The organism is Gimesia sp. (assembly GCF_040219335.1).
Classification (GTDB): domain Bacteria; phylum Planctomycetota; class Planctomycetia; order Planctomycetales; family Planctomycetaceae; genus Gimesia.
The window spans coordinates 402,196-424,216 of sequence record NZ_JAVJSQ010000004.1; the positions used below are offsets into that span (position 1 = coordinate 402,196).

Sequence of the window (22,021 nt, forward strand, 5' to 3'; positions counted from 1 at the left end):
TCCGCTTTCCGATGGAGCGCTGCTGCCAGTTTGAATCGTCCGCTGTGTTGACCTGCTTCGGCTTACCAGTCGCCGATGGCCCCGTCCTGGTAGAAGACCCGTTGCACCGTCTCCTGTTCGAACGGATGCTTCTTGACCTCGTCCTCGTTGATCGAAATCCCCAGGCCCGGCTTCGTGTTCGGCTTCACTGTTCGCGTCGCAGGATCGATTTCGAAACCTTCCTCGACCACATCATGACGCCAGGGCACATCCTCGTGTACCGACTCACAGATGATGTAGCTCGGCTGCGAAAATCCAAACTCCAGCGACGCCGCCGTACTCACCGGCCCCTGTGGATTATGTGGCGCCAACGCAATTCGGTGCGCGTCTGCCAGCGCTGCGATCCGCCGTGCTTCCGTGAACCCACCACAATGAGTCAGGTCCAGCTGACAGATCTCGCAGCCCCGTTTTTCAAACAGATCCCGAAACGCGGCCAGATGCGTCAGACGCTCTCCCGTCGCGATCGGCGTCGTCACCGCCGCGTTGATCCGCGCCAGGCTCTCGATCGATTCCGGCCAGCACGGCTCTTCGAAGAAATACAGTCCATACGGATCCAGTGCCTGCGCGAACTGCAGCCCCATCGCCGGTGAAGGGCGGGCATGACAGTCCACCATGATGTCGATCTCGTCTCCCACCGCTTCCCGCATCGCTGCGACGCAGTCATCAGCCGCTTTGACAGGCTTCAAACCTTCAATCGGCATCGTGGGAGGCACCGCCATCGACTTGAACGCTGTGAACCCGTCCGCCACGGCCTGTTGCGCCAGCTCTGCGAACTGAGCCGCATTGTCGGTCGACGTCTGGTAGAACGACTCCATATTGCCGCCACCCAGATGACAGTATAGCCGGATGTAATCCCGCACCGGGCCGCCCCACAACTGATGACAGGGCACGCCGTGAATCTTCCCCAGGATGTCCCACAGCGCCAGATCGATACCGGCAATCGCCGTCGACCGCGTGACACCACTTCCGTGCCAGAAGTGCTGGCGCCACATCATCTGCCACAGATATTCCACCCGCCGGGGGTCTTCGCCGATCAACAGCTGGGACAGATCCTCGATCGTCCCCACGATCCCCCGCGTGTGCCACTCCAGTGTCGCTTCACCCCAGCCGAACAGTCCAGGCTGATCGGTGATCACTTTCACAAACACCCAGTTTCTCATCCGGGCGTGACACACCAGTGTCTCGATGCGTTCGATTTTCATCCGGTTCGGTTTCCCATCTGCAGAAGTTTTATTTTGGCGTCAAAATAACAACATACTCTGCGGGCGACCGGGAAGCAAGCCAGAGGACTCCCGAACCAGACACGATTTTCCCGATCGGCGCAGCAGCGACAAGTCCAGTCTGTACTGTCGTTTCGCTATCGCAGCCGCGTCAGGGGAACGTCAGATCCTCATCGTCGTCTTCGAATTCCTCCAGCCGCTGCCGTGCCATATCCGCCCAGGGGCCCATTTCGTCGAATTCGAGATAAATCTTCCAGTGGGGCACCGCTTCTTCCACGCGGTTCAACTGGTGCAAAACTTCCGCGGTATGCAGATGCGCATCCGGATAATCGGGGTGAACCTGCAGCGCGATCTCAAACGCCTGCAGCGCCGCTTCCGGATCGCCCAGCTCGTTATGCAGACACCCCAGCTGCGTCCACGCTTCGATGTAATCGTGATCCCATTCCACCGCCGCGTAATATCGCTCGAGCGCGCCCTCCGTATTTCCCTTCAGATACAGCGCCTCGGCCAGATGCAGATGCGTTTCCGGCACATCGGGTTGCCCCAGCAGTGACAGTCGGAACGCCTCGATCGCAGGCTTCGCTTCCCCCGCGTCCAGGTACTGGCAGCCCTCCTGGAACCATTCTTCTGCGCTCCGGTCTTTCACCTCGGGCGTCTTCAGGTGCTCGGTGAACTCAATCGTCCCCTCGAACTCCTCTTCGCCCGCCAGTTCGGGAACTTCGGTCTCTTCCGTACCAAAGTCGAACACCCGCTGTCCCTGTTTCGGATCGATCAGACCCCGCTCATCTTTCAGCAGCAGCTGTGCGTCCTGTGACAGCAGCGTCAGCTGCGAGAGCGGGGCATCTATCTCATTGAAGACCTTCCCCAGGTGTTGCAGGCTTTCTTCCAGTTCCCGCGGATGCACGCCCGATTCCAGCAGTTGAGACAGTCTCCGCACACTCGCGACTTCCTGGAAGGAAAAGTAGGGGAGTCGGAAAATCTTCCGCACCGGCTTGATCAGTCCCTGGCGTTCCCATCTGCGGATGGTCCCCACCGGGATATTCAGCATCTGCGTCAGCATCGCGGGCGTATAAAGCTGATCCATATTCACGCCGGGATCGCGGAGTTCAATCAGGGCCAGCCAGTCCGATTCCTTGATGATCCGAATCGGCGTCCCTTCCTGAATCAGTTCCTGGGCCTGACTCAGATTGACGGAAGGCGAACCGTCGGCTTCCAGCGGCCAGCCTTCTTCACCCACCACCAGCAGCGTCGTCTGACGACTCACATGCTGGGCCGCCTGACCGCCGTGCTGCTCGACGAACTCCCACGCCTTATGGTGTGTCATGGAGGCGAGCGTCCCGGTAAAAACCACGCGCTCTCCCTGTAGCGCCGGCGAGCCCTGCAGCAGTTGATCAGGTTGTTCTTCTTCTGTCTCAGCCATAGTCTCTGTAATACAGAATTTCTTCATAAATATCGAGAAAAAAGGGGGTTATCAGATGCGAGTTTCAAAATATCATACCCCTGGGAGGTAAACTTTCCTTGAGGATACTGATACGCGAATCCGTTGGGTAGCTTTCAGGCCGATCCTTCATTATAAGGGAGCAAAATAAGTCTTTTTCCTGCTCAGGGTACTGTTTGTACCCCGAATTTTGACCATACATCCATGGGAGTTGATTGGAATGTCCGTGCTCGAGTCGAATGACCCCGAAATCTGGAACCTGATTCAGGCTGAAGCCAAACGTCAGAAAGACGGTCTGGAACTCATCGCCTCTGAAAATTACACCAGTGCTTCGATCATGGAAGCAGCCGGCTCGATCCTGACGAACAAATACGCCGAAGGCCTCCCCGGACGCCGTTACTACGGCGGTTGTGAAAACGTCGACGTCATCGAAAACATCGCCCGCGATCGGGCCTGCAGCCTCTTCGGAGCCGAATACGCCAACGTCCAGCCGCACTCCGGTTCCCAGGCCAACATGTCCGTCTACTTCACTGTCCTCAAACCAGGCGACACCTTCCTGGCGATGGACCTCGCACACGGCGGTCACCTCACCCACGGCATGAAACTCAACTTCTCGGGCAATCTTTATAACCCCGTCCCTTACGGCGTACGGGAAGACAATCACCAGATCGACTACGATCAGGTCGCCAAACTGGCCCGCGAACACAAACCTAAAATGATCATCGCTGGTGCCTCCGCGTACCCCCGTGAAATCGATCACCCCAAGTTCGCGGAAATCGCCGCTGAAGTTGGAGCCGTCCTGATGGTCGACATGGCTCACTATTCCGGCCTCGTTGCTGGTGGCGTGCACAACAACCCCGTTGAAGTCGCCGACTTCGTCACCTCCACCACCCACAAAACACTCCGTGGTCCCCGGTCCGGCTTCGTCCTCATGAAGAAGAAGTACGCCAAAGACCTCAACCGCGAAGTCTTCCCGGGCATCCAAGGGGGACCGCTGGAACACGTCATCGCCGGTAAAGCCGTCTGCTTCAAAGAAGCCGCTACCGACGACTTCAAAGCCTACGCCCGGCAGATCGTCGCCAACGCGAAGACCCTCGCCGATGCCCTGATGGCTGGCGGCATCAAGCTCGCGTCCGGCGGAACCGACAACCACCTGATGCTCTGCGACGTCACCGCCATCGGCCTCGCCGGTAAAATCGCCGAAGAAGCCCTCGACAAGGCCGGCATCACCGTCAACAAAAACATGATCCCCTACGATCAGCGCAAGCCCCTCGATCCCAGCGGGATTCGCATCGGGACCGCCGCACTCACCACGCGCGGCATGAAAGAAGACGAGATGAAGAAGGTCGGTGCCTGGATTCTCAAAGTCCTCGGCGCCCCCGAAGACGAAGCGACCATCAGTGCCGTCAAAGGGGAAATCGAGGAATTCGCTCAGAACTTCCCCGTGCCCGGCATCGCGTAACAGACAGAACTCTGACTCATGACACAGCACAGCGATCTTGATATCACGACCATCGACTGCACCCGCGACGATGCCACCGCGCTCTTCAGCGAACTCCGTGAGAAGCTGAGCCCCCGCGGCAATGTCGTCTCCGAAGCCGGTCGTCAGCGGACCATCGAACTGTTCGGCGAACCTCTCTCTCCGCAGGAGGTCGTCGAACGGATCTGTAACGATGTCCGCGACAAAGGCCTTGACGCACTCCTCGATTACTCGGAAAAGCTCGATCGCAAGCAGCTCACCCCCGAGACCATGCGTGTCTCGGCTGAGGAACTCCAGGAAGCCCACGCCAAGGCCGACCCCGAGTATCTCGCCACGCTGCGTCGTATTCGTGATAACATCATCGAGTTCCAGTCGGCTCTGCTGCCGGACGACGTCAAAGTCCTCCGCGAAGCAGGAGAGTCCCGCGTCGAACTCCGTCAGCGGTACCTCCCCCTCAAACGGGTCGGTGTCTGCATTCCCGGCGGCGCAGCCGCGTATCCTTCGACCCTGCTGATGACCGCGGTCCCCGCACAGACCGCAGGCGTAAAAGAGATCGTTGTCGTCGTGCCTCCCACCGATTTCGGAGGCTACAACACCGACATCCTCGCCGCCTGTCAGGAACTCGGCATCACCGAAATCTACCGTGTCGGCGGCGCCCAGGCGGTAGCCGCCCTCGCGTACGGCGTCGAAGGCATTGAACGCGTCGACAAAATCGTCGGCCCCGGCAACCTGTTCGTGGCCCTCGCCAAGCGTCACGTCTTTGGTGAAGTCGATATCGACAGCATCGCCGGCCCCAGTGAAGTCATCGTCCTCGCCGACGAAACCGCCAACCCCGAGTTTGTCGCCAGCGATCTCATCTCGCAGGCCGAGCACAGCCCCGGGTCCGGCGTCCTCATCACCTGGCACGCACCGCTGATCGAAGCCGTCCGCACCGCGCTGATCAACCAGCTGGGCGAACTCCCCCGCGGCGACCTCGCCCGCCAGAGTCTGCTCGACTACGGCGCGCTGATTCTCGCCCGTGATGAAGACGAAGCCGCCCGCTATACCGACCTGCTGGCCCCCGAGCACCTGCACATCTCGACCGCAGACCCCGATCAGCAGCTCGCCAAAATCCAGAACGCCGGCGCCATCTTCATGGGACATTATACTCCCGTCGCGACCGGCGACTACTACGCCGGCCCGTCGCACGTGCTTCCCACCGGAGGCACCGCCCGCTTCGCCAACGGCCTCTGTTCGATCGACTTCCTCAAACGCTCCTCGGTGATCTACTACAACCAGGAGGGTCTGCAAGGCGACGCCCCCGGCATCACGCTGCTCGCCGAAAAGGAAGGCCTCACCGCCCACGCCGCCAGCGTCACGATCCGCCTCAAGGACTGAAGCATTTTCACCTGAAGACCCGGAACTGAAAACCGCTGCGCACTGCACAAACTGGACTGGAACCGCTCCCGCCGATCCGTATGTTGTTCCAAATCTGGCTCGCGCGCGAGACACCTGCCTGAGCACCGGCACAAGCTTCACCAGTGCCTTAACCCCACCTGAACAGCCACCGGTTTTCACCACGTCTGCACCTGACCGCAACGCACCAGTGCCCGATGTTCCCCGGACACAGGCGGACAGATTCCGGCCGGACCGGGACAAATTCCAGGCCACACCAGGACAAAATCCGGCCACATCGGGACAAAATTTTGTCTTGACTCCCCCACGCCCATCCAGAAGATAAGCCCCATCAACGGAACCCCCAAAGATAATGAGATCCGCATGGGCAACCCTATGTGGTTGCCCGTTCCAGCCATCCACACAATCAAACCAACCCATGAGCAACAAAGCACCAGCCGCCGACAACAACCAAAACATCAGTAACAATTCCCATCCATGAAAACCAACCAATCCCCAATACGCTCCAACCCCAGCGCATCAAACCGCGGGGGTGCCACAGTTGGCTCGCCCAACTGTACCCCAACAATCCAGCAAGCAAAAAGATCGGGTAGGCCCGAATACAATTCGGGCCGAGCGCAGCGAGCAGGAAACCAACAGTGCAGACAAGAGATCCAAAACCCGCCCCCAATTCAACGTAGGGGCAACCCTGTGTGGTTGCCCGCCGCGCGACACCCCACCAGTTCATCCCCCCAATGGCACAACAGAGCCCACACCAACTCTGAGCAGCAAGGCCCCAGCCGCCGGTAAAAACCAACCCAGCCATCATACAGATCGGCACAGAGCAGGGGAGCTGAAAACAAACCACCAGCCAGCATCCATCCACCTGCAAAAACCACAACCAGCCCAGGTCGCTCCCAAAACCAACCCCAGCCAGCGAACCAGAATTCTGACACAACAACACCAGAACAGAAATGAGCCGCAGGGCATTAGCCCCGGTTGTAACGACAGAGGTCTGCACCGCCCAAATCAAGATCCCCCACCCAGACCCCAATGCAACGTAGGGGCAACCCTGTGTGGTTGCCCGCCGCGCGACATCCCACCAGTTCCCGCCCCCAATGGCACAACAGAAGCCGCACACCAACCCTGAGCGGCAACGCCCCAGCCGCCGGTAACAACCAAACCACCAGCCAACGAACAAAAATTCTGACACCCCGACCGCAGTAGAGATCAAAGTAGGGGCAACCCTGTGTGGTTGCCCGCCGCGCGACACCCCACCAGTTCCCGCCCCAATGGCACAACAGGGCCCCCACCAACCCTGAGCGGCAACGCACCAGCCGCCGGTAACAACCAAAACACCCCACCACGCAAAACCCGTCACCCAGAACAAAATCAGCCCCAACCAAACCGGGCCGGTCCCCCAGAAACCCAAACCCCGGCACAATCCCTCACTCAACGATTCAAAAACACCAGCGGTGCTGTTACATTGAAGCAAGCAGGCAAAGCACAAGACAACAGCAGGAGCAGAACCATGTCACAACACAGGCCCTTTGAGATCTGGGTAGAACTGGAAGCCATTACAGACGGCACCTGGAAAGAGGACGTGGAAGATCAATACTGCAACGCGATCATCGAATTTGAAAACGGCGACCGCATCGGCCTCAATATCTGGAGCGAAGCCCTGTTCAACCGCTGCCCCACAGAACTGTTCTGGTATGACAACAAGATTGCTGATGGCCCCGACTTGATCATCAAAGACTTTTCTATCGAGTCCATCAAAGCGACCCTCAGCCAGCTCATCACAGAAGATAACTGGCTCATCGGCCGCGGCTTTCCAGCTAATGATGAATCAGATAATTTCACTCACGAAACGCAAGTCGCTGGCTGAACACAAGACAACAGCAGGAGCAGAACCATGTCACAACACGGGCCCTTTGAGATCTGGGTAGAACTGGAAGCCATCACAGACGGCACCTGGAAAGAGGACGTGGAAGATCAGTTCTGCAACGCGATCATCAAATTCGAAAACGGCGATCGCATCGGCCTCAACATCTGGAGCGAAGCCCGTTTCAACCGCCGCCCCACGGAGCTGTTCTGGTTCAACAACAAAGTCGCCCACGGCCCGGACCTGATCGTCAAAGAGTTCACCATCGACTCCATCAAAGCCACCCTCCGCCAGCTCATCACAGAAAACAACTGGCTCACTGGGAGAGGCTTCCCGGCCAAGGAGGATTGAAACCGTTTAAATTAAGATTTTAAAATTACATGTCAAGAAAATGAAACAGTAGTGGGCAACTAGCGAGCCAGCATTTGCCTAAACATCTTGAGTAAAAAACAGTTCAACCACTGCCCCACAGAACTATACTGGCACAACAACAAAATCGCCCACGGCCTCAACTTAATCTTCAAGCCATCTCTAATAACTGACCATAGAAGACAATTCGAATCATGTGATGCAGTTCATTTTTCACATTACAGTTCCTTTTTAAGTTCTACTATTTTCGCGACGATATCTTCCCATTCAGTAAATACATATAAACGACCTGCTTCAATATACTTGTTTAAATGAGATCGTTCATGGTTCCACGGTTGAGAAAACAAGATGGCTATCCCATCACTTTTAGTAAGATACTTTTCAATATTTCCAAGGTAATCGTCAATTAAAATCTCATAATCTATATCAGTATTATGCTTATTTCCTTCTCGCATATTCACATAAGCATCGAATGGAATCCCATGCTTATCCAACCATTTTTTGGTCCAATTATCGGACTCCGAACTGCGAGAAGTTACAATTACTATTTTAAAGTGACACATCAAATCTTTGACAGCTTGAACAGCCCCTGGAATAGCTTGCATCGAGAGTACATATTTTTTATGTAGCTGCTCTTCTTTTATCACCTCTGCCACATCAGTATCTGTTCCAGTAATTTTCAAATCCCACTCTTTAATATCCTCGTAATTCAAATCGACGTTGTATTTATCCTTAATAATTGGAAGAAGATTAGTAATCTGATCTGCCAGTACGCCATCTACATCTACCGCGATGCCATTCTTGCGATGAGCATATTTCATCCTTAACACGCGATAAAGAATTGTTGTAAATATAGCCAGAATAATAAATACAACATTCAACAATTCCTTCCTCGGATAAACAGAGTAACAATAGTCATAAGCATATGCTAAAAAACCAAAAATGAGCCAAAATGCTATGATAATTTTTATTCGACTGGCATGTCGTCCATACCTAAAGCGTCGAAGCAAGCCCGACAAAAAATAAAACAAGAATATAAGGGAAAAACAAAACAAAAGTGACTCGATATTTGCTTCCTTGTTCTCTTGAAGTTTTTCAAGCGAAAACAACAAAAAGGCGTAAGCAATAACTATCAATAGATCGACGAAAAAACGAATTTTTTCAAAGTACTTTCCACGACTAAAATCATACGGCGAAACAATAGTTGAAAAACTATAATCAATCCAACTCCAAAGAGCAGTTCCATAAACAAGAGCAAGCCCTAGTGTCGTGAGATAGTAATCAGAAGAAAAAGGATCAAGAATACATACTTTGTATTGAACAAGAGATTTAGCAAGCAGGAGACTAAAGACTGTTTGAATGACCCAAAAGATACGTTTGGATTGTTCTTCATTGATAGCTTCAAAATTTTTCATTCGTATTGATCTTCTCAAGTTAAATTTTTCAGCTCGGTGACTTTATATAGAATGCTCATGATAACTCTGCAAAAGATACTCAACCGTTATCCACAATCCCTCCAGTAGACTTCCCTTCCTCAACCTCAGCCTTCCCACCCTCATACTCCCCAATCACAGCCTTCAGCCGTTCTGAGTGTTTGAAGATATCATCCACGCAATCAATCTCGACTTTGTCTTCGTTCTTGTTTGTGAACAGGCCCAGGTATTTCTGTGAGTGGTTGAACCGCAGGCGGCAGATCGGCTTGCGGTTGTTGTCGTCCAGCAGGATGCCGCAATAACTTTTCGTGTCGCGCATCGTCACTCGGGCCACGTCGACCACTTCCCGCAGGATCGCCTTAACGACGTTGAAGCCGTCCAGTTCTTCCTGCGTGGTTTCGATGCCGTCGCGGGCTGAGGCGTCGTCGCCGTTCTCTTCGTCGTCGAACAGATCCTCACCACCGCCTTCTCCCGAGTTCGCAGACAGGGCTGTCTTCAGTCGCTCGTTGATCCGTTCGTTAATGAACTGCGAGCGCGCGTCTTTCACGATCTTCGTGAACTGCTCAATCACCTGCTGCGTCAACCGGCCGTCATACACCTGTGAGGCGAAGAACCGTACGAACTCTTCGGACGGTGCCTTGAGTTCTTCCTCCAGAATCTTCTTAATCGCCCCCGCGTACTTGAGCGTACTGGCCGTCGTCAGAATGTCGTCCAGCGAAAACGCCGACTTCGTGAACTTTTTGAGTTCGTTGATCTGGTGATCTTCGAAGTGCAGCATGTTGAAGACGAAGAAGGGCTTCGAATCCATTTTGTTCGGCTCGTCGATGTCCGAGTAAAACTGGTATTCGATGCCGTTGGTCAGAATCGCAAACCGGGCCGACGTCACCGAGAAATACCGGAAGAGCTGTGAAGCGTGCACCTTGTCCAGGTCGGCCCCCGACCATTTGCATTCGACCAGGATAATGATCTGCTCATCCTTCTTGATCGCGTAATCGACTTTCTCCCCCTTTTTGATGCCCACGTCTGACGTAAACTCCGGGATCACCTCCAGCGGGTTGAACACGTCGTATCCCAACGCACTGATGAAGGGCATGACGAACGCGTTCTTCGTCGCCTCCTCGGTCTGGGTGTATTCCAGTTGTTTGGGAATCCGGGCAGCAATTTCTTTCATCCGATCGATCAGATCCATCAAATCCTCCATTCAGCGCACAAAAAGAACCGGGATAACCTGCCTGCAGAAAGGGGGGCACTCCGGCCCGAAATCGAACCGGAGTGCCAGAAGAGGGGTTACTCGTGCGTGCCGGGAGTGCTCGCACCTAATCACTTCCACGAACACTCCCAGGCAGGCCCGCACATCTAAACATTATGCCAGACATGATCAACACGTCAACTATATTCAGAAAGACAGACCTGATTTTCGACTGAACAGACCACAAAACCCACGCCAAACAGAGGGCAGGGCGTCTCTCAGGCAGGCTGACGTTGATAATAAAACCGCCACCAGAGGGCGCTGATACAGGCGCCGACACTGTACCAGAGAATATCCAGCGGATCGCCGGTGACTCCCGGTGATGTGGAGGCGAACTGCGGGAACAGGATTTCGTACTGGATCGACCAGACCAAGAGCGGCAACAGAATCTCATACAGTTCCGGCGGCCCGTTATGCGGACGGGCTTTGCAGAAACGGGCGATCAACACCACGATCGGCACCAGCAGCGGCACGCAGAGCAGGTCATTAAAATGATTGTGCACGAACCCGCCCGTCACCAGCGGCTTGAGCAACCAGCGGTTCACCAGAAACAGCACCAGGGCCGTCAGAAATAACGGATCACGCAAATACAGAAACCGCATCCGTCAGTGCCCATTCGGAATATGTAACGGCAGCAGCATCAGTCCCATGCCGGTCGCAATCACCAGCACCACCAGGGTAAACCAGACATACCGCCAAGCCGTCATCGGGTGTCCGGTGCTCGTCGTCCCCTTTAATGTCATCAGCGTGAAACAGAACACGAGAAAGGCTGCTTCCGCACCAGCAACCAGAAAACCGTCCCGCGCCACCTCGTCTTTGTCGTTCGTCAGAAAGAACTGCCGGAACGTGGGGAGCGCCCGTTCCCGGTTCCGCCTGTCAACGTAGAGATCTGCATCGAGGCCCACGCCCCCCGGCTGCCCGTCGCGACCATAAGAGAACAGCTCGTAAGTTTCTCCCTCCCGCTGATACTGAAACGGGTTCCCCCAGCTGTCCAGCAGCGGCTCGCCCGGCAGTTCCAGCATGGCATGCACGTCGGGGATCTCCGCCAGAGTATCGGGCAGCACGCCATGCTTTTCCCGATAGTCGGCAATCTGCATTCCTAAAACCCGTAGCCCATAAAAACGCGTGAAGTCCTGATTGCGACACATATTTCGCTGCCCGCGTAAATTATACCAGGCAGCCACATTCAGAATCACAAAGATCAACGCGCCGCAGAGCAGGGCAATCAGCACGTGGCGTATCAGTCGTCGAATCATCAAATCCGCTCAGGCGAAAGAAAACAAAGTCGCAGCCACACGCCCCTACAGTATCGCCTGCTCCCGGCCTGTCAATCGGAATCTGTAGAGCCAGACAGACATATGTGCGCGGACCGGCAGGTAAGAATTACGCTCACTTCTCTGAAGAGTCTGAGGGAATCGGAACAGGGGCATTTCGTTGTGTGACAGTTCTGCCCGGATATTTTGTGGTGACTTGACCATCCTGCTCGAAAGTTGAACTGTAGTCAAAGCTGGTCCAGGCGACATTTCTGACAGGCAGATCTGTATTGATCTGCAGACCGTCCGGAAATATGAGCTGGACTGCAGCAGTACCCGGTGTAGACGGACGTGGAATGATGATCTGCCCGTCCTGATTGGTCGTCAGCGTTTTTCCATCCAACGCTTTTGAACTGGCAATCACGACGTCCATCTTCAAACCGGCGACCGGCTGACCATCTTCAAGAAACGTCAAAGTCAGCTTCCAGGGCCAGAGCGCCCACACCAGCAGCCCGGCCAGGATCAGCAGGCAGCCGATGCCAGTCAGATATCGTCGGCGCTGGTTTCCCATTCGCAGGGAAGTTTTTACTTCAGTTGACATAACTGCTTCCTCACCGCATTGGACGTCCGGCGATCAGTGTGGTCTACCGTGGTAGACTCCCCGCAACCAGGACCATTTTCTGATCGTACCAGTTGATCGCCTTTCCGCCTGCAACCAGCTCGGGATGACTACTTCGGAACAAAAGCTGTCGCTTTCCATTGTAGATATAGTAATACCAGTAAAACGTCGTCCAGTAATCGGGCTGGTACCGCGGGGAATTAACACGATTGTTGTTGTACAGCACGAACTCCTTATTCTCACTCGTCCGATAGACGGCCTGTCGTTGCACGCGGGTAAACTGCAGCTGCCAGTACTTTCGATTGACCGGCTTTCCTTTCCCGGTCAATATGTTGTCCTTCCTCTCCATGAAGGTGATCTTACCGAATTGCGGGTCAACGAACTGCAGGTCAACACCTCGTCCATCAAACTTGTAAGTCGCGATCACCCGATCCCCGTCCATGACGAGATTGTTTGGCGTGAAGTCGCAGGTCAGCCTGATAAAATTGTTGGTTCCGGGCAGTACCGCCACGAACTCCCATAAGTCGACAATCGAGTCCTTTAGAGCCCTCGTCGGTCGGGTCCCCAGCATTGTCTCCCCAGCATTGTCTCCCCAGCATTTGGAGGCATTGCAACGGGAGTGGCTGTTTTGGTCTTCAGCGAGACTCCATTCATCAGAACTCGTGCATGCAGATTCCAGCCGCCAACCCAGTTCCCTTTGTAATACGCGCCGCCCACTTGCCGCTCCGCTTTGCCTTCTCGGCCGAAGTCGACAGTCTCTCCTTGCAAAGTCCAGGGAAGCCCCTTACTGGTTTTGCCATCCGACATCAGAGTGAGCCTGCCATCGCCATCCAATGGATTGCGATAGGTGGTAACCACTTCCCACACCGAAACAGGCTCAGCCGCCTGCGCCGAAACCACAGCCAGGCAGATCAGAACCCCTGCTATGAAAGCCCGGTGAGTCCAACGAAAAACCGTTCCTGCCCCGTACATCTTCTTACCCCGTCTCAAACTGATTCGCGTATTGTGTGTTGTGTCCAAACAGAACGTTGTGAACAGACCACTATATCAGCCCGACGAGGCAAACGCAACGCGCGTACAGTACACCGACAATTATTCCTCAGGCTTCGGTCGGGATGTTCCTTTGGCGTCGACGCGATCGGAGAAATCCGGTTTCGAACTGAGCTGGACCGGCAGATTGTTTTCCACAACCAGTTCGATGACCCGCATCGCATTCTCGTGTGGTTCGGCAGCCGGAGCGTCCCGACCGTAGTAGACGACTCCCTGCTGCTTCTGCAGCTCGGCGAATCGGGTGCGGACCGCTTCCAGTCCCGCGGGCTCCCCATCCATTTCGATGGTACCATCCTCGAAGACCCAGATCTTGACAACCGGTCCTTCCGGCATAGCGGGCGCGGTCTGTTGGGGCGGACTCGCGGTTTCCTCTGTGGGCGCTGCTTCCTGCTGACAGCCGGCCAGCCCCATTCCCAGGCTGCTCACCAGCAGCAGTATGACTGATCTCATTGTTTCTCACTTTCTGATTCGAAATTCAGGCCCGCGTTCATTTCACTATCGTGCCTGGCCGCGCCGCTGTCCAGTCACCCGACGGCCACGTCTCAGTCGAGCCCATGCTGCCGGGCCAGCAACTCATCCCGGGCCGTGTATTCGTCCTGTAGCGATTCCAGAAAACTCGCTGGCGAGGAGAGGATCGTTTCACTCTGACCGGACTCCAAGATCGACACATACAGAGCCGCGGAGTACGCCTGGCAGTTGATCGACTTCTTCGGGTTGAACTCGATATCAGTAAAACCCCGGTAGCCGACCAGCGTCTCCCGAAGTCCGGACTGCTGCTCCAGGGCACTCAGGTAGAGCCAGTCATAGAAGTAAGTGCGGGGCTTCAAGGGCCAGGCAGCCCCCTGAAACTCGAACCGGAGCAGGCGTCCCGAACTCTGCAACCGCTCGTCTTGCTTGGCCTCCCGCGAGGTTCCATTGAGCAGGTCGAGAAACGGGCCGCCCCGCTCAAAGACTTTGCTCCCCTGGAAGGCGGTCTCCACGGAGCAGGACCTGCTCCCGTCCGCGTCGGCCAACGAAAGGTGAAAGGCACTCAACGACACTCCCAGTTCCTCGGGGGACTTGCTGGAGATCTCCAGCACCGGTTCGATACCTGCCTCCTCGGCGGCGGCATGCAGGGAGTGAATCGAGCGCTGCTTCTGTGCCGTCGAGAAGCCGGGGAACCATTCGAAGTCGAGCGAACGTACCACGACTCCCGGACGGTCATCGCGGGGAACATAGACGGGGCGGACAGCCATTCAACGTGTCTCCATTCAAGTAGAGCAGGGGGCGACTTCAGAGAAGCCATCATAGACCACAGTCCCCGACACTGCCACAAACAGTCTGTTTTTCAGGCACTTTTCGTATGTGTCCGCAACAAACGGGTGCCACCGTCGGCTCGTCCGACAGTGACTGGCAACAGACCACAGCCGGCAGGTGCGCTCACCTCAAGAACCGTAAAGTGCGTGCGAAAGAACTCACCTCAGACGACGCGCAAGAGCGCTGCGACAACCAGTTGGCGCGGTCTTCAGAAGCGCCTCGCGACACCTTCCACGACGCGCGCGAACCATCGCCGAAAATTATTTCCTCAGAAAATTTCAAAATTGTGAACTCTGATATTTCAAATTTCCAAAAGATTGGTAACTTACGCGTCGATATGAATATCTTAGTTCATATCTGTTTCTTTAACTCCTTTTTCTGGAGATACCGAGATGGCCAAATCTACTTCTAAGATTGGGCAAACTGCCAAAAAGCAAACTGGCAAAACCACAGCTGCTGCTCCTAAAACTGCCAAAGGCAAAACCAGCAAGAAGAAGTAATCTTCTCGCCTGATTCTGGCAGAATGACAGCCCCCTGTTCGAAGAGTTCCTGGAACTCGAAAAACAGGGGGATTTATTTTTTGGTAGACAGAGAAGTTTCAAGCACTACGCTTTCAACCGTCCCCATCCTGAAACCCAACCCAGGTCTCTCCGGGACAACGTCAGGGCTGCCAGCCCTCCCACCACCGTGCTCCCCGGGAAACGAATTTTTCCCAATACTCGCGGGCCTCTGTTGAGTATACTGAGGGAAACAGGCATTTCCCCCGACCGGTAACAGGAGCTCAGACGATGACCGACAAACAGCCCCACCAGATCACTGAAGTCTTTCCCTACCTCCGCACCCGGGATGCCAGTGCCGCCATCGATTTCTATCAGCGGGCGTTTGGAGCCGTCGAAGACTTTCGGCTGACCGAACCCGGCGGGCGGATTGGTCACGCGGAACTCAAGTTCGGGGCAACGACGATCATGGTCTCAGACGAGTATCCCGAGTACGGCATTCACGCGCCCCGGGAATCCACGCCGACCGGATCGGCAATCCATCTGCATGTGCAGGATGTCGACGCCATGACACAACAGGCCGTCTACGCGGGAGCCACACTGATCATGGAGCCGGCCGACCAGTTCTACGGCGAACGGGCCGCAAAGGTTCAGGATCCCTTCGGGCACGAGTGGCTGCTCGGCAGTCAGATTGAAGAGGTGTCTCCCGAGGAGATGCAGCGCCGCTTTACTGCGATGTTCGAGGCAGGCGAAGAGGAGTGCTGAAGCGCCCGGTACTCGCGAGTTCTCTCACCGGGATCAGAAAAGGAGCAGGGGCCTCCCGAGAGAAATTTTTCATTTCCCGGCAGCCAGCGGGAGCCCCTGGTTTAAGAATCGTCTTTCAGTCTGCGCCGCAGCAACACTCGGTCAGACGCTGAATGGAACCGACAGCCGCAAGCATTCGATTACGGGCAGGCGGGTTCGCGGTGTGCACTTTGATCTCTGGTGGATCGAAGTCCCGCGTGGCGACGGCTTCTTCAATCCAGAGCAGCACGTCATAGCCGGTGCCGCGTTCGTCATCGCCCAGATCGTGGTCGAGACTGATCGAGCGGACTTCACCCGTTTTTAAAAATTGAATTGCTTCATCCGGCCAGCGAACCTGTCGCCAGCCCGGCGGTGCCGGTCGTTCGTCATCCAGATAGACGTTCATGAATTTTCCTTGTATTCCACATTAAGAACAGATGAATTCATAGAAAAACAATGTGAGGCCTGTATCACAGACCTTCTGCGTAATGTGACACAAAAAATGCCTCACAGGTTCGCTATTTTCGGAGATCACATCAGCAAACGTGAATAAAAAACGCCGAATTATTAACTGAAAATTAACTTGCAGAAATCGGATCTGATCGACTCGTGTTTTATGAAGCTAACACGTTCTTCACACACCCTTCACAAATGCGGACTAGACTGCCCGCAACTTCAACAGAGACTATTTTCCATTCACAACATCTCTGACTGTTTCATTCAAGCTGAATTCATCAGCAGCAGATAAGTTCAAATCCGCCAGTCTGTTTCCCACAGGGAAGACGAATAAACCAGTCAGATTTAATTCATTCTCAGTTGTTACTGGTCCTGCTCTCAGACTCAAAAAGGAGAAGTGATGAAGCATCGAAAAGCGTTTACCCTCATCGAGCTACTGGTGGTGATTGCCATTATCGCAATCCTGATCGCCCTGTTGCTGCCGGCGGTACAACAGGCACGCGAAGCTGCACGACGTAACAGCTGCAAAAACAATCTGAAACAGATCGGGCTGGCTTTGCACAACTATCATGAAACATTCAGCGCGCTGCCCCCGGGTAGTATCGTCTACTTCAATGGTACCAAATACTATGGACACGGCTGGACCTGGCACGCCAGCATCCTGCCTTATCTCGATCAGGTTCCGATGTACAACCAGATCCAGGGACCAGACTCCAGCGGCATGGGAGCCGAATCAGGTGGCACGACCAGTGCCAAACAGCAACTGGCCGGACAGACTGTGCTTTCCGTATTCTGGTGTCCCTCTCAGCCCGACGTAACCAAAGGTGTGCAGAAAGGGGGTTACTCGCCTTCCAACTATAACGGCAACATGGGCACGCTGATCGGTAACTCGGGCGACAACTGCTACGGCGGTTCAATTACCACTCCCGCTCAGATGGCAGCCACCGGGGGTTGCATGGGAGCCGACGGGATCTTCTTCATCAGCAGCAGCGTCCGTTTTCGGGACGTCACCGACGGCCTGTCAAACACCATCTTCGTCAGCGAAGTCATCGATTCCGGCGGAGACGCCAACATGCTGGGCGGCGGGGGCAGTGACCGCAAGCACTGTTTCTCTGGGGGTGCAGACAGCAACCCGCCTACCGAAATGTCTGAATACCTGATCGCCGCCGAGAGCAATGACCCGATCAACGGTTATGCCGAAGAAGCAGCCGGCAGCTACCACACCGGCGGAGCCCAGTTCGTCTTCGGTGATGGTCGTGTCCGCTTCCTCTCGGAAAACATCGACATGACTCTATACCGTGCTATCAGCACTCGTGCCAAACGGGAAACCCTCGGCGAGTTCTAAAACGCTATTACGTATCGATCAATAAAGCCCTTCCAGTCACGTCGGCGGGAAGGGCATCAGTTAAAAATGAATCAGAGGACCGTATCCTCGCTACTAAGAAATGTATCAAAGTGAGTTTCAACAATGACCAGTTTTAAACAGAACAAAATCCAAAACATCTTCAAAGTAACTCTGCTGACCCTGTCCCTGGCAATCACCGGCTGCGGTGGGGGAGCCGGCGATCAACCTGACCTCGGCCTGGTCAAGGGGACCGTCACCTTCGAAGGCTCGCCCCTGGCTGGTGCCTCAGTCACCTTCATGCCCGACAGCGGACGTCCCGCCAGCGCCACCACCGATGCCTCCGGAAACTACGAACTGGTTTACATTCGTGATACCAAAGGCTGCAAAATCGGTCACAACAAAGTCATGATTACCTCCGTTGTCGAAGGCGGAAATGAAATGGAAGCCGAAGGCGACGATGCCGCGCCAGCTGAAGCCACCAAAGAAAAACTGCCAGCGAAATACAACACCAACACCGAACTGGAAGCTGATGTTAAAGCCGGCGAAAACACCTTCGACTTTGAACTGAAGAAATCCTGATTCTACAGTCAACGCTGGAGCAGCCGCTCCAGCGTGACATGTTGATCCATAACCACAAGAGTTTCAAATTTGAGTTAAACCAGGGATAGATTATTTCATCTGATTACCGAGCGTTTGTATTTTTCGGAACTCGCAACAACTGAGACCGCGCTGAACTCAACAGCCTCTCAGCCAGGATAACCGGCGATCCTCTTTCGCCATTGCCAGAATCCGTACTTTTTTTGTCCTTTCATCCCTCTAACCCACAAGGAAAACTCATGCAGAATCGAAAAGCCTTTACACTGATCGAACTACTTGTGGTGATCGCGATTATCGCTATCCTGATTGCCCTGTTGCTCCCTGCTGTCCAGCAGGCACGCGAAGCAGCACGCCGCTCACAGTGCAAGAACAACATGAAACAGATTGGATTATCTCTGCACAACTACCACGAAGCACATAGCGTATTGCCGCCGGGCAGTGTGGTTTACTACAACGGTTCGAAATACAACGGACACGGCTGGACCTGGCACGCCAGCATCCTTCCATATCTCGACCAGGCGCCCCTCTATGATCAGATCCAGGGACCGTCTTCCAGCGGACTGGGCGCTGAATCCGGTGGTGTCAACGATGCGAAACAGCAACTCTGTGGTCAGGCCCGACTCTCTGTCTTCTGGTGTCCCTCCCAGCCGGATGTGACCAAAGGGGCTCAGAAAAACGGCTATGCCCCTTCCAACTATAACGGCAACATGGGCACCCTGATCGGCAGCTCTGGTGACAACTGCTACAGTGGACCGATCACGACTCCTGCCCAGATGGCTGCCACCGGTGGTTGCATGGGTGCAGATGGCATCTTCTATATCAGCAGTTCCGTGGCTTTCCGTGACATCACCGACGGCCTCTCCAACACGATCATGGTCAGTGAAGTCATTGACTCAGGTGGGGACGCCGACATGCTGGGTGGAGGTGGCAGTGACCGCAAGCACTGTTTCTCCAACGGAGCAGACAGCAATCCCCCGACTGAAATGACAGAGTACCTGATCGCAGCCGAAAACAACGATCCAATCAACTCCTACGGGGAAGAGGCAGCCGGCAGCTATCACACCGGCGGTGCTCACTTTGTACTCTGTGACGGTAGCGTGCGATTCCTCTCTGAGAACATCGCGATGACGCTCTACCGTGCTCTCAGCACCCGCGCGAAACGGGAAACCCTGGGGGAATTCTAATAACCCGCTGATTACCACTACTCTTATCTGAGACAGACCCGAACAACCTCTCTGCCAGCTGCATTGATCAACAATCGCAGGCAGGGAGGTTCTTTTTTTACAGCCTGTTCATCAATCGAAGTGACAGACAAAGCCCACTCTCATCACAGGTGATTTATATATCCATGCTCTGCCCGGGATCTTCATCAACCGCGCGAAAAGATAACGACTTCTTCATCATTTATTCACACATCAAGTATAAAATTCTCACACTTTTAACAGGCTCTTTCACATATCAGACGTGGTAAACAACATCCGTCGTGCTGGTTCTCACAGCAACTACCTGAATTCCGATTTGCGATTCTGTTTCCGTCACCGTCGAAGAGCACATCATTCGTTAACTCTTTTTTCATTTCATATTCGTTTTTGAAATGCAAGGAAACCACATGAAAAATCGGAAAGCCTTTACACTGATCGAATTGCTGGTCGTCATCGCGATCATTGCCATTCTGATCGCTCTGCTGTTACCCGCAGTACAACAGGCACGCGAAGCAGCCCGTCGTTCACAGTGCAAAAACAACCTGAAACAGATCGGTCTGGCACTGCACAACTACCACGAAGCACACAGCGTACTCCCGCCGGGTAGTATCGTTTACTACAACGGTTCGGTATACAACGGCCACGGCTGGACCTGGCACGCCAGCATCCTGCCTTACCTCGATCAGGCGCCCCTCTACGATCAGATCCAGGGACCTTCTTCCAGCGGCATGGGTTCTGAATCCGGCGGTGTGAATGATCCCAAGCAGCAGCTCGCCGGCCAGACCGTGCTTTCGGTCTTCTGGTGTCCCTCACAACCAGACGTAACCAAAGGGGCTCAGAAAAACGGATACTCTCCCTCTAACTACAACGGTAACATGGGAACTCTGATCGGCAGTTCGGGCGACGACTGCTACAGCGGTTCGATCACGACGCCCGCCCAGATGGCAGCTACCGGTGGTTGTATGGGTGCGGACGGCATCTTCTACATCAGCAGTTCCGTCGCTTTCCGAGACATCACCGACGGCCTCTCCAACACCATCATGGTCAGTGAAGTGATTGACTCCGGCGGAGATGCCGACATGCTGGGTGGCGGCGGTAGTGACCGCAAGCACTGTTTCTCCAACGGAGCAGACAGCAATCCCCCCACCGAAATGACCGAGTACCTGATTGCCGCTGAAAGCAACGACCCGATCAACTCCTACGGGGAAGAAGCAGCCGGCAGCTATCACACCGGCGGTGCTCACTTTGTTCTATGTGACGGTAGCGTACGATTCCTCTCTGAGAACATCGACATGACGCTCTACCGGGCACTCAGCACCCGTGCGAAACGGGAAACGATTGGCGAGTTCTAAGCCTTCGGATGACATCGATACGCTGAAAAGGCGTCGCTCCCCAGCGACGCCTTTTTTGCATTGAATCGTATTTCGACTATAATGTATTGTAGTGAATTCACTGAACGCAGAGCTTCCCGCAATCGTGCGTGAGCTACTCTACGATTGCGGGGATGCTCTGACATTCAGGTAATTTAACTGAGTAGACGCAGCCGATATCAGCTGTTGCGCTCCACTCAGCTTCAGACAGTTTGTCCGGAATGGATTCCTTCCGCAAACTCTTCGACCATCTTCGCGCAAAACGCGGGCAGGTCATCTGGCTTGCGACTGGTCACCAGTCCGTTGTCACATACGCACTCCTGGTTAACCCAGTTAGCGCCGGCATTGATCAGATCTGTTTTCACACTGGGCCACGACGTCACCATTCGCTCGTCGACCACATCAGCTTCCACCAGCATCCAGGGACCATGGCAGATCGCAGCGACCGGAATACCCTCTTTGAAGAATTCGCGGACAAAATTGACGGCGTTCACACTGAGCCGCAGGGCATCGGGATTGAATACGCCCCCGGGCAGCACCAGTCCCTGGAAGTCGGTCGCATTCACTTCATCGACCGTCTGGTCAACGCTGAATTTATCGCCCTTTTCATCGTGGTGCACTCCCTGTATTTTGCCGCTCTCCAATGAGATCAGCCGGGGCTCGCCCCCCGCGGTCTGCACCGCCTGCCAGGGTTCCGTCAGTTCGACCTGCTCGAATCCATCGGTCGCCAGAAATGCAATTGTTTTCCCCTGTAGCTGTTTCCCTGACATTCCATTCTCCTTCCATATTTCCTGTTCGACTGCACTCACGAACGGTCTCAGAACTCCAGGATCAGTTGCTGACACGCTTGCTTGATATTCGTTTTTTCGTTCCTGAAAATAACCACCGGAGACGACACTTCGGTCGCCCCCGGTGGAAATGGCGTTTCAGTCCGAATACGTCTGAGGGCCTTGCAGACGAATTCCTGAACTGGTTTTGCTGACCTACGCAAGCAACGTGCCAGTCGGTACAAAAATGAGAGAGTCTAAAAAACAGCCTGATTTTCTGCTCCTCAGAATCGAGCTGT

Annotated in this window: 24 protein-coding genes; 10 read left to right on the plus strand and 14 right to left on the minus strand. The window is 54.6% G+C overall.

What is annotated here, in order from left to right:
- Positions 1 to 62: 62 nt before the first annotated feature.
- Entirely contained in the window at positions 63 to 1,241 is a 1,179-nt protein-coding gene (locus tag RID21_RS02610; protein ID WP_350187041.1) for an enolase C-terminal domain-like protein, read from the minus strand.
- Positions 1,242 to 1,410: 169 nt separating this feature from the next.
- Positions 1,411 to 2,679 carry a tetratricopeptide repeat protein gene (locus tag RID21_RS02615; RefSeq protein ID WP_155362863.1) on the minus strand — a complete coding sequence of 423 codons (1,269 nt, stop codon included), beginning with the start codon at positions 2,677 to 2,679 and terminating at the stop codon, positions 1,411 to 1,413.
- A gap of 238 nt (positions 2,680 to 2,917) precedes the next feature.
- On the opposite strand from RID21_RS02615, the gene glyA reads away from it, so the two are divergent.
- Both glyA and hisD read left to right on the plus strand, forming a co-directional pair.
- Positions 2,918 to 4,159, plus strand: coding sequence for a serine hydroxymethyltransferase (gene glyA, locus RID21_RS02620; protein ID WP_145183485.1), 1,242 nt, complete (start codon positions 2,918 to 2,920; stop codon positions 4,157 to 4,159).
- An 18-nt stretch (positions 4,160 to 4,177) separates the two neighbouring features.
- On the plus strand, positions 4,178 to 5,554 hold the full coding sequence (gene hisD / locus RID21_RS02625; protein ID WP_350187042.1) for a histidinol dehydrogenase: 1,377 nt from the start codon (positions 4,178 to 4,180) through the stop codon (positions 5,552 to 5,554).
- A gap of 424 nt (positions 5,555 to 5,978) precedes the next feature.
- On the opposite strand, the gene RID21_RS02630 is transcribed toward hisD, so the two are convergent.
- Entirely contained in the window at positions 5,979 to 6,572 is a 594-nt protein-coding gene (locus RID21_RS02630; protein WP_350187043.1) for a hypothetical protein, read from the minus strand.
- A gap of 510 nt (positions 6,573 to 7,082) precedes the next feature.
- Here RID21_RS02630 and RID21_RS02635 point away from each other — a divergent pair.
- Positions 7,083 to 7,439 carry a hypothetical protein gene (locus RID21_RS02635; protein ID WP_350187044.1) on the plus strand — a complete coding sequence of 119 codons (357 nt, stop codon included), beginning with the start codon at positions 7,083 to 7,085 and terminating at the stop codon, positions 7,437 to 7,439.
- A gap of 27 nt (positions 7,440 to 7,466) precedes the next feature.
- Positions 7,467 to 7,787 (plus strand): hypothetical protein, encoded by a 321-nt coding sequence (locus RID21_RS02640; protein WP_145183479.1) that lies wholly within the window; start codon positions 7,467 to 7,469, stop codon positions 7,785 to 7,787.
- 236 nt (positions 7,788 to 8,023) lie between these two features.
- Here the strand turns inward: RID21_RS02640 and RID21_RS02645 are convergent, their stop codons facing one another.
- The 9 genes from RID21_RS02645 to RID21_RS02685 form a co-directional block, all read right to left on the minus strand.
- Complete coding sequence (locus tag RID21_RS02645; RefSeq protein WP_350187045.1) at positions 8,024 to 9,220, minus strand: 5' nucleotidase, NT5C type; 1,197 nt, start codon at positions 9,218 to 9,220, stop codon at positions 8,024 to 8,026.
- Positions 9,221 to 9,299: 79 nt separating this feature from the next.
- Positions 9,300 to 10,427 (minus strand): type I restriction endonuclease, encoded by a 1,128-nt coding sequence (locus RID21_RS02650; RefSeq protein WP_350187046.1) that lies wholly within the window; start codon positions 10,425 to 10,427, stop codon positions 9,300 to 9,302.
- A 278-nt stretch (positions 10,428 to 10,705) separates the two neighbouring features.
- On the minus strand, positions 10,706 to 11,089 hold the full coding sequence (locus RID21_RS02655) for a hypothetical protein (RefSeq protein WP_350187047.1): 384 nt from the start codon (positions 11,087 to 11,089) through the stop codon (positions 10,706 to 10,708).
- 3 nt (positions 11,090 to 11,092) lie between these two features.
- Entirely contained in the window at positions 11,093 to 11,743 is a 651-nt protein-coding gene (locus RID21_RS02660) for a type II secretion system protein GspG (protein ID WP_350187048.1), read from the minus strand.
- A gap of 133 nt (positions 11,744 to 11,876) precedes the next feature.
- On the minus strand, positions 11,877 to 12,341 hold the full coding sequence (locus tag RID21_RS02665) for a hypothetical protein (RefSeq protein ID WP_350187049.1): 465 nt from the start codon (positions 12,339 to 12,341) through the stop codon (positions 11,877 to 11,879).
- Between the two features lie 43 nt (positions 12,342 to 12,384).
- Positions 12,385 to 12,930 carry a hypothetical protein gene (locus tag RID21_RS02670; protein ID WP_350187050.1) on the minus strand — a complete coding sequence of 182 codons (546 nt, stop codon included), beginning with the start codon at positions 12,928 to 12,930 and terminating at the stop codon, positions 12,385 to 12,387.
- Positions 12,900 to 13,331: a hypothetical protein gene (locus tag RID21_RS02675; RefSeq protein WP_350187051.1), complete on the minus strand. Its 432-nt coding sequence runs from the start codon at positions 13,329 to 13,331 to the stop codon at positions 12,900 to 12,902. The genes RID21_RS02670 and RID21_RS02675 overlap by 31 nt, the downstream gene beginning before the upstream one ends.
- Before the next feature lie 120 nt (positions 13,332 to 13,451).
- Positions 13,452 to 13,859, minus strand: a complete 408-nt coding sequence (locus RID21_RS02680; RefSeq protein WP_350187052.1) for a hypothetical protein — start codon at positions 13,857 to 13,859, stop codon at positions 13,452 to 13,454.
- Positions 13,860 to 13,951: 92 nt separating this feature from the next.
- A complete protein-coding gene (locus RID21_RS02685; RefSeq protein ID WP_350187053.1) occupies positions 13,952 to 14,644 on the minus strand; it encodes a DarT1-associated NADAR antitoxin family protein in 693 nt (230 codons plus the stop codon).
- A gap of 107 nt (positions 14,645 to 14,751) precedes the next feature.
- On the opposite strand from RID21_RS02685, the gene RID21_RS02690 reads away from it, so the two are divergent.
- Positions 14,752 to 15,117: a hypothetical protein gene (locus RID21_RS02690; RefSeq protein ID WP_350187054.1), complete on the plus strand. Its 366-nt coding sequence runs from the start codon at positions 14,752 to 14,754 to the stop codon at positions 15,115 to 15,117.
- A 376-nt stretch (positions 15,118 to 15,493) separates the two neighbouring features.
- Positions 15,494 to 15,967: a VOC family protein gene (locus RID21_RS02695; RefSeq protein ID WP_350187055.1), complete on the plus strand. Its 474-nt coding sequence runs from the start codon at positions 15,494 to 15,496 to the stop codon at positions 15,965 to 15,967.
- Positions 15,968 to 16,082: 115 nt separating this feature from the next.
- On the opposite strand, the gene RID21_RS02700 is transcribed toward RID21_RS02695, so the two are convergent.
- Positions 16,083 to 16,391: a cyclic-phosphate processing receiver domain-containing protein gene (locus RID21_RS02700; RefSeq protein ID WP_145440536.1), complete on the minus strand. Its 309-nt coding sequence runs from the start codon at positions 16,389 to 16,391 to the stop codon at positions 16,083 to 16,085.
- 450 nt (positions 16,392 to 16,841) lie between these two features.
- Between RID21_RS02700 and RID21_RS02705 the strand changes: the two genes are divergently transcribed.
- The 4 genes from RID21_RS02705 to RID21_RS02720 all read left to right on the plus strand — a co-directional run bounded on the left by RID21_RS02705 (position 16,842) and on the right by RID21_RS02720 (position 20,937).
- The gene (locus tag RID21_RS02705) at positions 16,842 to 17,786 is read left to right on the plus strand and encodes a DUF1559 domain-containing protein (protein ID WP_350187056.1); all 945 of its coding nucleotides are present in this window, start codon (positions 16,842 to 16,844) and stop codon (positions 17,784 to 17,786) included.
- Between the two features lie 123 nt (positions 17,787 to 17,909).
- The gene (locus RID21_RS02710; RefSeq protein ID WP_350187057.1) at positions 17,910 to 18,365 is read left to right on the plus strand and encodes a transthyretin-like family protein; all 456 of its coding nucleotides are present in this window, start codon (positions 17,910 to 17,912) and stop codon (positions 18,363 to 18,365) included.
- A 257-nt stretch (positions 18,366 to 18,622) separates the two neighbouring features.
- Entirely contained in the window at positions 18,623 to 19,567 is a 945-nt protein-coding gene (locus tag RID21_RS02715) for a DUF1559 domain-containing protein (RefSeq protein ID WP_350187058.1), read from the plus strand.
- A gap of 425 nt (positions 19,568 to 19,992) precedes the next feature.
- A complete protein-coding gene (locus tag RID21_RS02720; RefSeq protein WP_145183437.1) occupies positions 19,993 to 20,937 on the plus strand; it encodes a DUF1559 domain-containing protein in 945 nt (314 codons plus the stop codon).
- A gap of 221 nt (positions 20,938 to 21,158) precedes the next feature.
- Here RID21_RS02720 and RID21_RS02725 read toward each other — a convergent pair whose 3' ends face one another.
- Entirely contained in the window at positions 21,159 to 21,725 is a 567-nt protein-coding gene (locus tag RID21_RS02725; RefSeq protein WP_350187059.1) for a type 1 glutamine amidotransferase domain-containing protein, read from the minus strand.
- Positions 21,726 to 22,021 lie beyond the last annotated feature (296 nt).

What these genes read in the sequence shown, in the direction of transcription:
- RID21_RS02700 (WP_145440536.1), bottom strand. Translation starts at nt 16,391, where the DNA reads ATGAACGTCTATCTGGATGACGAACGACCGGCACCGCCGGGCTGGCGA.
- RID21_RS02705 (WP_350187056.1), top strand. Translation starts at nt 16,842, where the DNA reads ATGAAGCATCGAAAAGCGTTTACCCTCATCGAGCTACTGGTGGTGATT.
- RID21_RS02710 (WP_350187057.1), top strand. Translation starts at nt 17,910, where the DNA reads ATGACCAGTTTTAAACAGAACAAAATCCAAAACATCTTCAAAGTAACT.
- glyA (WP_145183485.1), top strand. Translation starts at nt 2,918, where the DNA reads ATGTCCGTGCTCGAGTCGAATGACCCCGAAATCTGGAACCTGATTCAG.
- RID21_RS02615 (WP_155362863.1), bottom strand. Translation starts at nt 2,679, where the DNA reads ATGGCTGAGACAGAAGAAGAACAACCTGATCAACTGCTGCAGGGCTCG.
- hisD (WP_350187042.1), top strand. Translation starts at nt 4,178, where the DNA reads ATGACACAGCACAGCGATCTTGATATCACGACCATCGACTGCACCCGC.
- RID21_RS02660 (WP_350187048.1), bottom strand. Translation starts at nt 11,743, where the DNA reads ATGATTCGACGACTGATACGCCACGTGCTGATTGCCCTGCTCTGCGGC.
- RID21_RS02720 (WP_145183437.1), top strand. Translation starts at nt 19,993, where the DNA reads ATGAAAAATCGGAAAGCCTTTACACTGATCGAATTGCTGGTCGTCATC.
- RID21_RS02665 (WP_350187049.1), bottom strand. Translation starts at nt 12,341, where the DNA reads ATGTCAACTGAAGTAAAAACTTCCCTGCGAATGGGAAACCAGCGCCGA.
- RID21_RS02645 (WP_350187045.1), bottom strand. Translation starts at nt 9,220, where the DNA reads ATGAAAAATTTTGAAGCTATCAATGAAGAACAATCCAAACGTATCTTT.
- RID21_RS02690 (WP_350187054.1), top strand. Translation starts at nt 14,752, where the DNA reads ATGTGTCCGCAACAAACGGGTGCCACCGTCGGCTCGTCCGACAGTGAC.
- RID21_RS02685 (WP_350187053.1), bottom strand. Translation starts at nt 14,644, where the DNA reads ATGGCTGTCCGCCCCGTCTATGTTCCCCGCGATGACCGTCCGGGAGTC.
- RID21_RS02635 (WP_350187044.1), top strand. Translation starts at nt 7,083, where the DNA reads ATGTCACAACACAGGCCCTTTGAGATCTGGGTAGAACTGGAAGCCATT.
- RID21_RS02655 (WP_350187047.1), bottom strand. Translation starts at nt 11,089, where the DNA reads ATGCGGTTTCTGTATTTGCGTGATCCGTTATTTCTGACGGCCCTGGTG.
- RID21_RS02670 (WP_350187050.1), bottom strand. Translation starts at nt 12,930, where the DNA reads ATGCTGGGGACCCGACCGACGAGGGCTCTAAAGGACTCGATTGTCGAC.
- RID21_RS02610 (WP_350187041.1), bottom strand. Translation starts at nt 1,241, where the DNA reads ATGAAAATCGAACGCATCGAGACACTGGTGTGTCACGCCCGGATGAGA.
- RID21_RS02695 (WP_350187055.1), top strand. Translation starts at nt 15,494, where the DNA reads ATGACCGACAAACAGCCCCACCAGATCACTGAAGTCTTTCCCTACCTC.
- RID21_RS02675 (WP_350187051.1), bottom strand. Translation starts at nt 13,331, where the DNA reads ATGTACGGGGCAGGAACGGTTTTTCGTTGGACTCACCGGGCTTTCATA.
- RID21_RS02650 (WP_350187046.1), bottom strand. Translation starts at nt 10,427, where the DNA reads ATGGATCTGATCGATCGGATGAAAGAAATTGCTGCCCGGATTCCCAAA.
- RID21_RS02715 (WP_350187058.1), top strand. Translation starts at nt 18,623, where the DNA reads ATGCAGAATCGAAAAGCCTTTACACTGATCGAACTACTTGTGGTGATC.
- RID21_RS02680 (WP_350187052.1), bottom strand. Translation starts at nt 13,859, where the DNA reads ATGAGATCAGTCATACTGCTGCTGGTGAGCAGCCTGGGAATGGGGCTG.
- RID21_RS02640 (WP_145183479.1), top strand. Translation starts at nt 7,467, where the DNA reads ATGTCACAACACGGGCCCTTTGAGATCTGGGTAGAACTGGAAGCCATC.
- RID21_RS02725 (WP_350187059.1), bottom strand. Translation starts at nt 21,725, where the DNA reads ATGTCAGGGAAACAGCTACAGGGGAAAACAATTGCATTTCTGGCGACC.